8 protein-coding genes are annotated in these 15,264 nt (G+C 69.6%); 4 read left to right on the forward strand and 4 right to left on the reverse strand.

Features of this window, described 5'->3' with window-relative positions; all coding sequences use genetic code 11:
• The first annotated feature begins 1 nt into the window (after nucleotide 1).
• The 3 genes from FB390_RS34740 to FB390_RS12145 all read left to right on the forward strand — a co-directional run bounded on the left by FB390_RS34740 (nucleotide 2) and on the right by FB390_RS12145 (nucleotide 7,086).
• Nucleotides 2–3,067: a serine/threonine-protein kinase gene (locus FB390_RS34740; protein ID WP_342780443.1), complete on the forward strand. Its 3,066-nt coding sequence runs from the start codon at nucleotides 2–4 to the stop codon at nucleotides 3,065–3,067.
• A gap of 173 nt (nucleotides 3,068–3,240) precedes the next feature.
• Entirely contained in the window at nucleotides 3,241–5,013 is a 1,773-nt protein-coding gene (locus FB390_RS12140) for a serine/threonine-protein kinase (RefSeq protein ID WP_141809044.1), read from the forward strand.
• Nucleotides 5,014–5,016: 3 nt separating this feature from the next.
• Nucleotides 5,017–7,086 carry a serine/threonine protein kinase gene (locus tag FB390_RS12145; RefSeq protein ID WP_141809045.1) on the forward strand — a complete coding sequence of 690 codons (2,070 nt, stop codon included), beginning with the start codon at nucleotides 5,017–5,019 and terminating at the stop codon, nucleotides 7,084–7,086.
• Between the two features lie 559 nt (nucleotides 7,087–7,645).
• On the opposite strand, the gene FB390_RS12150 is transcribed toward FB390_RS12145, so the two are convergent.
• The 4 genes from FB390_RS12150 to FB390_RS12165 all read right to left on the reverse strand — a co-directional run bounded on the left by FB390_RS12150 (nucleotide 7,646) and on the right by FB390_RS12165 (nucleotide 13,544).
• Entirely contained in the window at nucleotides 7,646–8,131 is a 486-nt protein-coding gene (locus tag FB390_RS12150; RefSeq protein ID WP_141809046.1) for a glutathione peroxidase, read from the reverse strand.
• 97 nt (nucleotides 8,132–8,228) lie between these two features.
• On the reverse strand, nucleotides 8,229–9,833 hold the full coding sequence (locus FB390_RS12155) for a succinic semialdehyde dehydrogenase (protein WP_141809047.1): 1,605 nt from the start codon (nucleotides 9,831–9,833) through the stop codon (nucleotides 8,229–8,231).
• A 1,734-nt stretch (nucleotides 9,834–11,567) separates the two neighbouring features.
• On the reverse strand, nucleotides 11,568–12,341 hold the full coding sequence (locus FB390_RS12160; RefSeq protein ID WP_141809048.1) for an SDR family oxidoreductase: 774 nt from the start codon (nucleotides 12,339–12,341) through the stop codon (nucleotides 11,568–11,570).
• The gene (locus FB390_RS12165; protein WP_141809049.1) at nucleotides 12,342–13,544 is read right to left on the reverse strand and encodes a cytochrome P450; all 1,203 of its coding nucleotides are present in this window, start codon (nucleotides 13,542–13,544) and stop codon (nucleotides 12,342–12,344) included.
• A gap of 243 nt (nucleotides 13,545–13,787) precedes the next feature.
• On the opposite strand from FB390_RS12165, the gene FB390_RS12170 reads away from it, so the two are divergent.
• A complete protein-coding gene (locus tag FB390_RS12170; protein WP_141809050.1) occupies nucleotides 13,788–15,254 on the forward strand; it encodes an aldehyde dehydrogenase in 1,467 nt (488 codons plus the stop codon).
• Nucleotides 15,255–15,264: the final 10 nt, after the last annotated feature.

Here is a 15,264-nt window from a genome sequence, read left to right on the forward strand (position 1 = left end):
CATGGGCACGGTGTATCTGGCCCAGCACCCGCGGTTGCCGCGGATGACCGCGTTGAAGCTGCTCGATCGCGAGCTCTACGGTGATCTCGAGATCAGGGGACGCTTCGAGCGGGAGGCCGATCTGGTCGCCCAGCTCGACCATCCCAATATCGTCACCGTCTACGACCGCGGCGCCGAGGACGAGCAGCTGTGGATCTCCATGCAGTTCGTGGCGGGGTCCGACGCCGCCAGCGCCGACGTCGACGTGCTCGCCGCCGGACGGGCGGTGCAGATCATCGCCGAGACCGCCGCCGCACTGGACTTCGCGCACGCCAACGGGGTGCTGCACCGCGACGTCAAACCGGCCAACATCCTGCTGGCCAAGGCGCCCATCGGGCAGCCCGAGCGGGTGTTGCTCACCGACTTCGGCATCGCGGGCATGCGCAACGCGGACACCACGCTGAGCTCCGCGGGCACCATCACCGCCACGCTGGCCTACGCCGCGCCCGAGCAGCTCAGCGGGCAGCCGCTGGACCACCGCGCCGACCAGTACTCGCTGGCCTGCACGCTGTTCTGGATGCTCACCGGCAACGTGCCTTTTCCCGGCAGCACCCCGGCGGCGGTGATGAACGGGCACATGTACACGCCGGTGCCGCCGCTGTCCCGCACCCGCCGCGGCCTGCCGCCCGCCTTGGACGCGGTCATGGCCCGAGCCCTCGCCAAACGCCCCGCCGACCGGTTCCCCAGCTGCACCGAGTTCGCCACCGCCGCCCGCCACGCCTTGGCCTCCGGTACGTCGGGCCCACACCGCCCGCACCCCGTGACCGGTCCTGTCCCGCCCCACACGGGCTTCGCCACTCAGCACCAGGGCGTGCCGCCTCGCAGCGGGTTCGTCCCCGACGGACGTCCTCCGCATACGGGCGGCCCCGCACATACCGGTGCACCGGTCGGTTCGCACCCGGAAACGGGCGGTCCGACGCACACTGGTGCACCGGGCGGTGCGCACCCGGAAACGGGCGGTCCGACGCGCACTGGTGCACCGGTCGGTTCGCACCCGCACATCGGAGGCCCGACGCACCACGGCTCACCGGGCGGTGTGCACCCGCAGACGGGCGGCCCGACGCACACTGGCACACCGGCTCACACCAGTGCGCATCCGCATCCCGGTGTGCCGCGCACCGGATTCGTGCCGCCCGCGAATGGTGCGCGATCGCATTCGCCGCACGGAGGCGATCCCTCGCATCCAGGTGCACCTGCGCAGTCGGGTGGGTTGTTGCCGCCCACGGGATTCGGACCGCCCCCGAGCGGTGCGGTGCGCGCTGCCCACCCTCCGCGTGGGAGCGATCCGTCGCATCCGGGTGTGCCTGTGCAGGCGGGTGGAGTGTTGCCGCCTACCGGTTTCGGGCCGTCCGCGAGCGGTGGGACGAATGCTGCGCAGCCTCCGTACGGTGGCGATCCGTCGCATCCGGGTGTGGCTGCGCAGGCGGGTGGAGTGTTGCCACCTACCGGATTCGGGCCGTCCGCGAGCGGTGGGACGAATGCTGCGCAGCCTCCGTACGGTGGCGATCCGTCGCATCCGGGTGTGGCTGCGCAGGCGGGTGGAGTGTTGCCACCTACCGGATTCGGGCCGTCCGCGAACGGTGGGACGCATGCTGCCCAGCCTCCGCACGGTAGCGATCCGTCGCATCCAGGTGTGGCTGCGCAGTCGGGTGGAGTGTTGTTGCCACCCACGGGTTTCGGTCCCCCTCCGAACGGTGCGGCGCGCGCTGCCCACCCGCCGCACGGGGCCGATCCCTCGCACCCGGGTGTGCCTGTGCAGTCGGGTGGGTTGTTGCCGCCCACGGGATTCGGACCGCCCATGAACGGGACTGGCGCGGCTCAACCGTCGTACGGGAGCGACCCGTCGCATTCAGGCCGACCGCCGCAATCTGGTGGGTTTCCTCCTCACGCTGACAGTGCACCGTCGAGGAATGTTCCGCCGCAGGCAAATTCGCTTCCGCATACCGGTTCGCCGCACCATGCCGGTGTCCCCGGACATCGGCGTCCGGCGGACCTGCCGGGGCCGAGCCGGAACGGTTTCCCGCCGCACACGGGAGCACCCATCGGCCCGCAGCGCGCGGTGGATCTGACTCGTGGCGCCGGTCCGCACGGGACCGCCCCGTATCCGCACCCTGCGGCCCCGCGCCCGCGAACCAACCCTTCGCACTCGGTGAGCGACCGATCCCAAGCTGGTCCGCCGCATGTCGGACGCCCGACGGGTCTACCGCGGACACTTCCACTGCCACTGGACGCGGCCATGCCGACCGGTGAGGGCGAGCAGGCGATCACGCCTGGAACCGGGGCTGGACAGGCGGGTGCGCCAGGAACCGGGGCTGGACAGGCGGCTGCGCCAAGCGCCGGGGCTGGGCAGTCGAACACGTCCTCGCCCTCTGCTGGCGGCGCGCGGCCGATCCATGGTCGGCCTACCGGTGCCGGGCGGGGGGACACGTCGTTGCCCTCGACCGGAGCCGGAGGGTCGAACACGTCATCGCCGTCTGTTGGCACCGCGCGCCCGGCCGCCTCGTCCCAAGGTGCCACTGCCGAGCAGGCGGCTGCGCCAAGCGCCGGGGCCGGGCAGTCGAACACGTCCTCGCCCTCCGCTGGCGGCGCGCGGCCGATCCATGGTCGGCCTACCGGGGCCGGGCGGTCGGAAACGTCGTCGTCCTCGAACGGGGCTGGACGGTCGAATCCGTCGGTTGGCGCCGCACGTCCAGACGCCTCCTCGCCAGGCCCCGCTGCCGAACAGTCGCCGGACGCAGGATCTGGTGGACGAAATACTTTGCCGCATGACCAGTCCGCGCCGTCCAACACAGGACGGGCAAGTGCCGGAACGCCTCCGCGGCACACGTCCTCGACGGCCGGAGGCGCGGAAGGCTCGGCGACATCCGAGGGCCCAACCCCGTCGGTGCCGCCGCGAGCACAGACTCGTCGTACCGCCCGACCGATCACCATCGCCCTGCCGGACAGGGTGCGGCGGGGGCGGAGCGCACCCGCCGGGCCGGGGGCTGGGAACGGCCCGCAGCCACCCGAACCACGCCCTCCGCCATAGCTTTCCGCTATTGATGTCGCCTGGCATACCCCCGTCTCCTCGGGCATCCGGAGGCCGCGCGACTGCTGCTAAGGTTTCGATGTTTTCCGTGGTCGGGTAAGCGCTGACCGCGCGTTCTTATGCTTAACGTCTGTTCCCGGCGGGTCCCGGTGCAGGCGGGAATTGGAGCAGACATGCTGGCCAGCGGTGAGGTCTTCGCCGGCTATGTCATCGAACGGCAATTGGGTCGCGGTGGCATGGGTTCGGTGTACCTGGCGAAACACCCGCGGCTGCCGCGGATGACGGCGCTGAAGCTGTTGAACCGGGAGTTGTTCTTCGACAAGGAGGTGCGGGCGCGGTTCGAACGGGAGGCGGATCTGGTCGCCCGGCTCGATCACCCCGGCATCGTCACGGTCTACGACCGCGGTCTGGAAGACGAGCAGCTGTGGATCTCGATGCAGTACATCGACGGCATCGACGCCGCCTCGGTGGATCCGAAGACGCTGCCGCCGGAGCGCGCCGTGCAGATCATCAAGGAGACCGCCGACGCGCTGGACTACGCGCACGGCATGGGCGTGCTGCACCGCGACGTGAAACCGGCCAACATCCTGCTGGCCCGCTCCACCGGCGGCCGCGGCGAGCGGGTCTATCTGACCGACTTCGGCATCGCCCGGCTGCGTGACGACACCGGCCACCTCACCCAGACCGGCACCTTCACCGCCACGCTGGCCTACGCCTCGCCCGAGCAGCTGACCGGCGCGTCCCTCGATCACCGCTCCGATCAATACTCGTTGGCCTGCGCGCTGTTCTGGCTGTTCACCGGCAGCGGTCCGTTCGCGGCGACCAACCCGGCCCAGGTCATCCAGGGTCACCTCCAGTCGGCGCCGCCCGCGCTGAGCAGCGTCCGTCCCGGACTGCCGTTCGCGCTGGACGGCGTCCTCGCCAAGGCGATGGCCAAGCGGCCGGACGATCGATTCGCCAGCTGCTCGGAGTTCGCCGCGGCCGCGCAGGCGGCGCTGTCGGGTCAGAGCGTGCCGTCCATGCCGCTGGTCGGCGGCCCGCGACCGGTCACCGCTCCGCCGCAGCCGATCTCGGGTCCGCACCCGATCACCGGCGGGCCGATCCCGGTGACGGGCGGCCAGTATCCGGTCGGCCCGACGACCAGCGGTTCGCAGCCGCTCACCGGCCAGCCGATGACCACGCCGCAGGGCGCCATGCCGACCGCGACCGGCCCGCATCAGCAAACCGGTCCCAGCGGGCAGTACCCACAGCAGTCCGGGTTCGGTTTCGCGCAGCCGCCCGGCCCGCCGATGGGCGGCGGTCACCCGATGGGCGGTGGCTACCAGCCGCCGCGCAAGTCGAACACCGGCCTCATCGCCGCGCTGGCCATCGGGCTCGTGGTGCTGATCGCCGTCGTCGTCGGCATCGTCGTCGCGCTGAGCGGCGGTTCGTCCTCTGGTGGCGGCGGCACCACGACCACCGCGCCGGTCACCACGACCAAGCGTCCGGTGACCGCCGACGCCGCCGCCATCAGCAACGAGTTCCCCGGCATGGTCCCGGCCGACAAGGACGGCGACACCGGCTACAACGGCGCCACCTGCGGCTCGTACTCGCCGGACCGTCCCTCCGTTCCCACCGACGGCACACCGGATTTCGGCAACTGGGCCTACCAGTGGGACTGCTTCGGCGGCGGCAACAACGACGACCCGTTCTTCACCATCTACGTCTACAAGTCTGCGGCGGACGCGCAGGCGGCGCTGAACAACCTGCCGTCGGACGCCATCAAGTCGACCGACAGCAACGGCGGAAAGTCCTACACCAACTACAAATTCGAGAACAGCGGCCCGAAGATGGTCACCGTCTTCACCGGCGACCCGGACCGCGGACAGTTCCTGATGTACACCGACGGCATCGTCGGCACCATCGACGAGGTGCTGCGCTGGTGGCGGTCGGCGCCGCTGAACTGACAGATGCTGGACAACGGCGCGGTTTTCGCCGGGTACACCGTCGAACGCCTGCTCGGGCGCGGGGGCATGGGGTCGGTGTACCTGGCGCGGCATCCGCGGTTGCCGCGGTGGACGGCGTTGAAGCTGCTCAATCGAGAGTTGTTCTTCGACACCGAGATTCGGGCGCGGTTCGAGCGGGAGGCCGATCTGGTCGCCCAGCTCGACCACCCGAACATCGTCACCGTGTTCGACCGCGGGGTGGAGGGCGAGCAGCTCTGGATCTCGATGCAGTACGTCGACGGTGTCGACGCGGCGTCGCTCGACGCCCGCGCGCTGCCGCCGCAACGCGCGGTGCAGATCGTCGCCGAAACCGCCAAGGCGCTCGACTTCGCGCACGGCAAGGGCGTACTGCACCGGGACGTGAAGCCCGCCAACATCTTGCTGGAGCGGGCCGAGGGCGGCCTGGAACGGGTGTTCCTAACCGACTTCGGCATCGCCCGCTTCCGTGACGACACCGGCAAGCTGACCCAGACCGGAACCTTCACCGCAACTCTCGCTTTCGCCTCGCCCGAGCAGCTCTCCGGCGCGGTGCTAGATCACCGCTCGGACCAGTATTCGCTGGCGTGCAGCCTGTTTCGCATGCTGACCGGCACCGTGCCGTTCGAGGCGAGCAACCCGGTCGCGGTGATCCAGGGCCATATGCAACAGCCGCCGCCGCGACTCAGCGCCGTCCGCCCCGGCCTGCCGCCCGCTCTGGACGCGGTCCTGTCGCGCGCGCTCGCCAAACGCCCGGACGACCGGTTCGACTCCTGCGCCGAGTTCGCCGAGGCGGCACGGCGGGCGCTCGCCGATGCTGGCTCCGGTCCATTCCCGTTGGCCGACAACGGTTTCGGCCATCGTGCATCGGCAACCCCGGCCCTGCCGACGACGCCCGGATACTCGATACCCTCCGAGGGCTTCTCCGCGCCGCCTACCGCCTATTCGACCCCGCCGACACTCGGCCACCCGAACTCGCCCGCGGCTTCGCGCGACGAGTGGAGTGGGTACGCGTCCTCACCTGCGGCGACTTCGGCTACCGCGTCCGGGCAGGGAACCAACCCTTGGGCGCACAGTTCCGGCGCCACTCCTTCGCAGGAAGCCAGGCCGAACGACCAGGCTTCCTGGCGGGAGTACCCGGACCAGTCGGGCTCACGGCACGATTCCGTATTCGGCAACGCGGCACCCACGCATGACGTCGCGGGTCAGCGGAATTATGGAGAAGCCGTCGGGGTCGATACGCCCAACTCTTCGCAGCCGCTTGTGAACCCGGCGCACGGCTCTGGCTTTATTCGGGGTTCTGCAGGGGCGCCCGCGCATTCGACGCCCCACCGGTTACACGCCCCGGTCACCCACGGACGTGCACCCTCCCGGTCTCGTCGCACCGCGGTGCTCGGCACCGCCGTCGGCGCGACGCTCGCCCTCCTCGCCGTCACCGTGCTCGTCCTCGATCGTGGTTCGGCAGAACTGGGCGCCTCGGCTTCGACGACCAGCGCCGCCGAAGTAGCATCGTCGACCCAACGCCCCGCCAAGGCCAGCGCGGCGCCTACGACTTCGAAGAAGCACGACGACGACGCCACTCTCGCCGACAACATCGCGCTGATCAGCAAGGCGTTCCCCGGCATGACCCCCGAGGTGGACGAGGACAACGTCGTCCACACCGGCCCCGGTCACAACGGCTCGACTTGCTTCGCCCACGAGGCGGGCTCCGCGAACGCGATGGACGCGGGCGCACCGGATTTCGGCAACTGGACCGCGTACTGGTACTGCTTCGGCGGACCCAACAAGGCCAGCTACGAGCTGTTCGTCTACCGCTCGCCCGAGGACGTGCAGGCCGCCGTCGACACGCTGCCCGAGCACACCACATCCACCGCGGAGCACGGCAGCGAGACCTACACCAACTACCTGCTCGACGGTCACCCCGCCGCCAAACGCCCGCGCATGATCACGGTCTTCACCGGCGCGAAGAAGCGGGCGAACTTCCTGATGTACAGCGTCGGTTTCATCGCGACCCAGGACGAATTCATGAACTGGTGGCGCACCGCCCCGCTCAGTTGAGCGCGTCCGATCCTGGACTTGCCTCTCCATCAAGGGGAGAGGACTCCGATGCCATCGCCCGCCTGGAACTGGTCTGGACCCTTCGCGCCCTGGGCCTCGACTTGGATACAACCTGTCGGGTGCTGGCACGGTGCCGGAGGTCGCCGCGGCGCATGCCGACGCGCTCGATGTCCAGATCCGGATTCTGCGGCAGCGACGGGCGGTGTTGCGTGCGGTCGCCTGGTCGGCGCCGCCTTGGCCGCGGGCGCCCGGACGAACCGGCCGCCGTCGCCGTGGTGGACGAGCTGACCGCGCGTTACGCGCACACCTTCGGCCGCGCCGACGACGCCGACCTTCGCCGCTGGATGCTCGAGCGACTCGAGATCGCCACGACGCGCGGGTGGAGCGGTATTGGCGACTCGTCGCCGCCGTCAAGGGCTGGCCTGCGCCGCAGGAACTCGCGGAGATCTTCGACTGGTTCGCCGCGCTGCGAGCGCGAGGTTAGCCCGCGGCTGCGAGCGCGGGGCTATCCGCAGAGCGCACGGCCCGGAAAGCGGGCCGCGCGCAACGGGTTTCGGTTCTAGAGCGCCGACTCGATGGCCGAAACCACAGCGGGGTCTTCGGGTTTCACGGTCGGACGGAATCGCGCCGCGACCTTGCCGTCGCGATCGATGAGGAACTTCTCGAAGTTCCACTGGATGTCGCCCGCGGCGCCCTCGGCGTCGGCGGTCTCGACCAGCTCGCGGTAGAGCGGGTGCCGGTTCTCGCCGTTCACGTCCGTCTTCTCCAGCAGCGGGAAGTCGACACCGTAGGTGGTGGAGCAGAACTCCTGGATCTCCTCGGCCGAGCCGGGTTCCTGACCCATGAACTGGTTGCACGGCACGCCGATCACGGTGAACCCGCGCGGCCCGTAGGTCTGCTGCAGCTCGACCAGCGCCGAATACTGCGGCGTCAGACCGCATTTGGACGCCACGTTGACCAGCAGCACCGCCTTGTCACCGGCCAGCTCGCCCAGCGTCGTCGACGCACCGGTCAGGGTCCGCAGCGGAATCTCCCGAATGCTCACTCGTCTCGCACCTGCCACTTCTGATCTCGTCGGTCCACCCCGAGCGCCACGGTACCGGATCGTCCGGACGGACGAACTCCGGCGAAACGGTCGCGATTCAACGGAGCCGAGTGCGCCGCATCAGCCGCAGCGTCGCGAGGGTCGTCTTGACCTGCTTCTCGTACGGCAGCCCCGAGCGCGCGGCGAGGACCTGGCGCTTCACCACGCCGATGTTCACCGTGTCGGTGTACTTCAGCAGGCCCTGGTCGCCGTGCCTGGTGCCGACGCCGGACTGTTTCACCCCGCCCGACGGCGTGGCCTTGGCGGCGTACGTGGTGACGAAACCGTCGTTGACATTGATGTTCCCCGACTCGAGCAGCGCCGCGATCCGCCTGCCGCGAGCCAGGTCGGTTGTCCAGACGCTGGCGTTGAGACCGTAGTCCGTGTCATTGGCGAGCCGCACGGCCTCCGCTTCGTCGCGGAACGGATAGACGCTCACCACGGGCCCGAAGGTCTCCGCCGTCGCATGCGTCATCTCGGGAGTGACGCCGGTCAGCACGGTCGGCTCGTAGAAGGCCGGTCCGATGTCCGGGCGAGCCCGTCCACCGGTGTGCACGGTGGCGCCCTTCGCGCGTGCGTCCGCCACGTGCTCGTCGACCCTGGCGAGTTGCTCGGCCGAGACGAGTGAGCCGAACTCGGGCGCATAGTCGTAGGCCGCGCCGATCTTGGCTCCGAGGTCCTCGGCCGCCGCGACCAGGCGGCGCAGGAACTCGTCGTGGATGCGCTCGTGCACGTAGATCCGCTCGATGTGCATGCAGGCCTGGCCGGAATTGGCGAACACCGCGAACGTCGCGCCCGCGATCGCCTCGTCGAGGTTCGCGTCGTCCAGCACGATCATCGGGTTCTTGCCGCCGAGTTCGAGACTGCATCCGATGAGGTGGCGGCCGGCTTGCTCGCCGACCACCCGCCCGGTGGCAGTGGAACCGGTGAACATGACGAAATCCGAGCCGCCGATCAGCGTCGGACCGACGTCCGGACCGGTACCGCACACGACCTGGAACAGCCCGCGCGGCAACCCCGCTCGATACAGCAGCTCGACGCCGAACAGCGCGCACAGCGCGGTCTTGTTGTCCGGTTTGAGCACGACGGCGTTGCCCGCGATGAGGGCGGGCACCGAATCGGAGAGCGCGATCGCGAACGGGAAGTTCCACGGCGCGATCACCGCGACCGCGCCCTTGGGCCGGTGCTCCTCGTACGAGGTGGTCACCAGCGGGATCGGGCCGCCGCGGCGTCGGGGACGCAGCACCCGGCGCGCGGTCTTCAGGTAGTGGCTGATGACCATCGGCACGTCGCACGATTCCTCGAGCGCCATGCGCCTGGTCTTGCCGCAGCCGATCTGGATGAGGTCCGCGATCGTCTCGCCCTCGCGCAGGATCAGCTCGTGCGCCCGCTCGAACACCGCGAGTCTGCGGCGCAGCGGCCAACTCGCCCACTCCCGCTGCGCCGCCCGCGCGGTGGCGAAGGCCGCGGTGACATCCTCGGGGCGGGATTGCGGCAGGTCGCCGACGTGCGCGCCGGTGTAGACCTCGGTCATCGGAAACGGCGGCCGGGCGTCCGCGCCGTTCTCCGCGGCGACCATGCCGGTCAGTCGCGCGATCAGCTCCGCGGTGATCCGGGGCGGCAGGGCCGCCGTCTTCCGATCCGTGGCGTGCGTTGTGCTCATCGGGTTCTCCAAGGCGTGCGATCGCGACGCGCGCCCGTGCTGGTGCAGCGCGTCCCTCGGTATGGAATTAGAACACGTTCTCATTGTCTCACGCCGGGTTCCCGCACATCCGACACAACGACCCACGATTTTGCCCGGCGATCCTGAGCTTGCCGCCGAGTCGCAGAGTGTCAGGCGGCCGGGCAGGGCTCGACAACCAGCCAGGCGGCGGTCGGCGGCCTGCGTGGAAGCTGCGCCCAGCCGCAGCGGCAGTGCTACCTCGCGTGGTGTTGCGGTGCGGCGGAACCCGGCGTAGCGGTGCCGCGTTTCCGTGCCGGTTGGCGGTCGGCGGCCTGCATAGGCAACTGCCTCGGCCGATGCGGCAGTGCTGGGTCGCCTGCTGTCGCGCGTTCTTGCGTAGCGCGCTGTGTCCTCCGCCGGACGGTCTGGCGTTCAGGACTGCCGCTGCACCGCTGAGGGCGGGCCAGTCCGGCAGTGCTCGGGAGGCGGGCCTCCATGGAGCGGCGCTGTGTCATTGAACGTGGCGGGTGGTGTCAGCCGCTGCAAAGCTCAGCAGCCGGTCTGGCGGTCTCGAGTTCGAGGCGGCCAGCCTCTTTGGGTGGCGCTGTGTCAATGGGCGTGCGCTACTGGCTGGCTGCTGCGGAGCTCGGCAGTCGGCCCGGTGGTCAGGGCTGCCGCTGTCCCGGTGAGGGCGGCCGGCCTGGCCCCTGGTGTGGCGCTGTGTCCTCCGGTGTGTGTGCCGGGTCGGCGGCTGTAGCTCGGCGGCGGGCCTAGCGGTGTCGGGCCGCCGTTGTACCGGCCGAGGGTCTGCCAGCACGGCCTGTGGCGTGGCGTTGTGTCATCCGGTGTGGCGGTCCTGCACCGGCCGCTGGAAGGTTGGCGGTCGGCCTGTCGGTCTCGGTCTGCCGGTGCACCGCCGAGGGTGGGTCAGCCCGGCGGCCAGCGTGGATGCCGCGTCGTGCCCAGCGCACGGTGCTCGCGGCCGCGGCAAAGCCGCCCTGGCGGTCTCGGGCTACCGCTGCGCCGCTGACGGCGGCCCAACCCGTCGGTGGGGGCGGGCCCGAGTGGCAGACGGCCAGTGTGGACGCCGCGTCACGCCGAGCGCGGGGCATGGGGAGGCGCGCGAAAATCGACGGTAGTCAAATGGTTGCTATTTGATCTTGCAAAGCCACCATTTGACTACCGTCGAATCCATTTCTCTATCGACGGTAGTCAAATGGTGGTTGCGCCCTTGACAGGCCAACAGCTCTTCTCAGATCCACAGGCCGAGAGCTCTTTGCGCTTGCACTCCCTAGACGCAACCACAGCCAGACGACCACGCCGGAAGCCGAACCCGCGCGACTGACTGCGGGAGGTAAGTCGGGTACGGCAGGCGACGCGCCCAGCACTGCTCCGAGGAAAACCTGGGTAGGCGAACTGCTTGGGCCCTCGCGACTTTGGGTGGTACCTGGGTAGGCAAACTACTTGAGCACCTGCAACTTTGGGTCAAACCTAGGCAGGCAAAACCGCCTGGCATCTGCAACTACGAGCGGAAACCTGCGTAGGGTAACCCGCCCGACCACCTGCAACAGTGGAAGGGGGTAGGCGCAGCCTCCTGGGCACCCGCGACCTGGCGCCAAGCATTGGCAGGTGAACCACTTTGGACACCAGCAACCTTGGCCGCGCGACCCAGGCGACGGCAGCCGGGCACACCGCACAAACCTGGCGGTCCCACGCATAGCAACGCAACGGCGCTCAGCGCAACGGCGCCTCCGGCTGCACCTCGACCAGCACCAAATGCGCCCCTCTCGGCGCCGACACCACCGCCACCACCGCCGCCGCGAGATCGCTCGCCCGCAACATGTGCGGGTGCCGGGCGAACCCCCACACCTTCCAATCCTCGAGCAGCGGCCCGACGACCTCCGGGGTCGAGTCCATGCCCATGTTGGTCAGCGTCGGGCCGGGCCGCACCACCGAGGCGCGAATCCCGCTGCCTTCCAACTCCATTCGCAACTGAACCGCCATCGCCTCGAGTCCGGCCTTGGCCGCGCTGTACGCGCCGGTGCGCGGACGCGGCTCGGGCGCGCAGTCGGAGCCGATGAGCACGACGTCGCCGCGCCGCCTTTCGAGCATGCCGGGCAGCACCCGGTGCACCAGCCGCTGCGCGCCGACCAGGTGCACGTGGACCTGGTGCAGGAATCGTTCCGGATCCATCTCCTGCACCAGCGAGAATTCGATGTCGCCCGCGCCGGACACCAGGATCTCGGCGGGTCCGAGTTCGCGCTCCGCGGCGGTGACGAACTCGTCCACCGAGTCCGCGTCGGTGACGTCGAGCCGGTGCGCGTAGGCGGCGCCGCCGTCGGCGCGGATCTTGGCCGCGAGTTCCTCGCAGAGTTCGACGCGCCGTGCGCCGAGCGCGACCGGGTGGCCCAGTTCGGCGAGCGCGAGCGCGGTCGCGGCGCCGATACCGGAGGAGGCGCCCGCGATCAGCGAGGGCCTGCGGTCGGGGTGGGGTTCGTAGCGGGGCATCTACCTCTCCACGGTCATGGGAAGGGCGGCGAAGCCGCGGACATTGGTCGAGTGCACGCGCACGATGCCGCTGTGGGCGACGCGGTAGGCGGGCACCCGAGCGACGAATTCACGCAGGGCGACACCGGCTTCCAGGCGCGCCAGGTGGGCGCCGAGGCAGAAGTGCACGCCCGCACCGAAACTGGCGAGCTTGCCTTTGTCGGGCCGATCGATGCGGTAGGTGTCGGCGTCGTCGAAAACAGCGGAATCGCGGTTGGCCGAACCGATCAGCAGCAGCACCTTCGCGCCCGCGGGAATCGTCGCGCCGTGGTAGTCGAGATCGGCGGTAGCGGTGCGCGCCACGATCTGGCTCGACGTGTCGTAGCGCAGCGTCTCCTCGACCCAATCCGGCACCAGGCCGGGATCGGCCACCACCTTCGCGTATTCGGCGGGGTGCCGCGCCGCCCAGTACAGCGCGTTGCCGAGCAGTTTCGTGGTGGTCTCGTTCCCCGCGACCACCATCAGGAACATGAAGCCGATGATCTCCTGATCGCTGAGCTGGTCGCCGTCGATATCGGCGTCCAGCAGCGCGGAGACCAGATCGTCGCCGGGGTTCCCGCGGCGCTCGGCGACCATGTCGGTGTAGTAGCCGAATAGTTCGATCGAGGCCTCGACGGCCGCCATCGGCACGTCGAGCACGCCGTCCTCGCGGTGCACCACGAGATCGGCGAGGCGGCGGATCTCCGCGCGATCCGGTTCCGGAACGCCCATCAGCTCGGAGATCACGTCCATCGGCAGCTTGCCCGCGAAATCCTCGATCCAGTCGAAGCTTTCGCGCGTCAGAGCGGGCTCGAGGTAGGCGAGGGTGATCTCGCGGATGCGCTCTTCCATCTCCGCGACCCGCCGCGGCGTGAAGCCCTTGTAGACGAGCTTGCGCATCCGCATGTGCCGCGGATCGTCCATGGCCAGGAACGACATCACCCGGTGCGCGTGCGGTCCCCACGCGGCCGGGTCGAGCGAGACGCCGTTGGCGCTGGAGAGCCGGGTGGCGTCGCGGAATCCGGCCGTCACGTCGGCGTGCCTGGAGAGCGCCCAGAAGTCCAGGTCGGGGTTGTGGAAGAGCGGCGCCTCGGTCCGCAGCCGCCGGTAGGTGGGGTACGGATCGTCGTGGAAGCGGTAGTCGTACGGGTCGAAGGTCAGCGGTTCCAGGGAGGCTGCCGTCATGGTGCTCTCCGATGATTCCGTAACGAGTTCTTACGCTGGACAGCGAAATCCGCCGCCCGCGAAGACACATAGCTGGACATGTGTCTGGACAGTACCAGCGCTGCGATATCGAGACAATGGATCGGTTGCATACCGTGCCGGGCTGCGGCCGACCATGATCGTTGATAGTGAAACATGTTCTTGCATCGCGGACTGTGACCGGACTATATTCCGTACACCTGTCCAGACAGTATCGGAGCAACCATGAACAGTCTCCTGCCCGCCGACGGGTCGCGCCTGTTGATCGACGGCAAACTCCGCCAGGGCGGCGACGGCGTGTTCGAGACGGTGAATCCCGCGACCGAGGAAATCCTCGGGCTCGCCGCGAACGCCGACGCCGCCGACATGGACGACGCGATCGCCGCCGCGCGCACCGCCTTCGACGACACCGACTGGTCCCGTGACCACGCCTTCCGCGCCCGGTGCTTGGAACAGTTGCGGACCGCATTGCAGGGTCAGGTCGAAGCGCTTCGCGAGATCACCGTCGCCGAGGCGGGCGCGCCCGTCATGCTCACCAAGGGCCCGCAACTGGAGGGGCCGATCGCGGACCTGGCCTTCCCGGCCAACCTCGCCGAAAACTACGCCTGGGAAACCGATCTCGGCATCGCCGAGCCGATGGGCATCAAGACCCGAAGGACGCTGCGCCGCGAACCGATCGGCGTGGTCGGCGCCATCACCCCGTGGAACTTCCCGCACCAGATCGGTTTCGCCAAACTCGGTCCCGCGCTCGCGGCCGGAAACACCGTCGTGCTCAAGCCCGCTCCCGACACGCCTTGGTGCGCGGCGGCGGTTGGCGCGATCATCGCCGAACAGACCGATATCCCGCCGGGTGTGGTGAACATCGTGACCTCGTCGGATCACGGTCTCGGCGCGCGACTTTCGGTCGATCCGCGGGTGGACCTGGTCAGCTTCACCGGCTCGACGCAGACCGGCAGGCTGGTGATGGCCGCGGCCGCGCCGACACTGAAGAAGACCTTCCTCGAGCTGGGCGGCAAATCCGCGTTCATCGTGCTCGACGACGCGAACATCGCCGGAGCTGTTGGCGTGGCAGCGTTTTCGGTGTGCGTGCACGCCGGGCAAGGTTGTGCGCTGACCACCCGCCTGCTGGTGCCGCGCGCGTCCTACGACGAGGCGGTGCAGGTGGCCGCGGCCGCCATGGGCCGGATCACGCCGGGCGATCCCACCGACCCGGGCACTGTCTGCGGGCCGCTGATCTCGCGGCGCCAACGCGATCGGGTGCTCGGCTACCTGGACATGGCGCGGGCCGAGGGCGGGCGGATCGTGGTCGGCGGCCGTCGGGCCGACCGGGAACGCGGCTGGTTCGTCGAGCCGACACTGATCGCCGACCTGCCCAACAGCGCGACGGTCGCGCGCGAGGAGATCTTCGGCCCGGTGCTGGTGATCATCCCGCACGACGGCGACGAGGACGCCATCCGCATCGCCAACGATTCCCCCTACGGGCTGTCCGGTTCCGTGTGGGGCGCCGATCCCGAGCGGATCCGGCGCGTCACCGAGGGCGTGCGCACCGGAACGCTCAGCGTCAACGGCGGCGTCTGGTACTCCGCCGACGCACCGTTCGGCGGTTACAAGCAATCCGGCATCGGCCGCGAGATGGGCGTGGCCGGCTTCGAGGAATACCTGGAAACCAAGCTGATCGCCACCGCGGGCTGAAACCCGCAGG

The sequence above is a fragment of the Nocardia bhagyanarayanae genome, assembly GCF_006716565.1.
GTDB lineage: Bacteria > Actinomycetota > Actinomycetes > Mycobacteriales > Mycobacteriaceae > Nocardia > Nocardia bhagyanarayanae.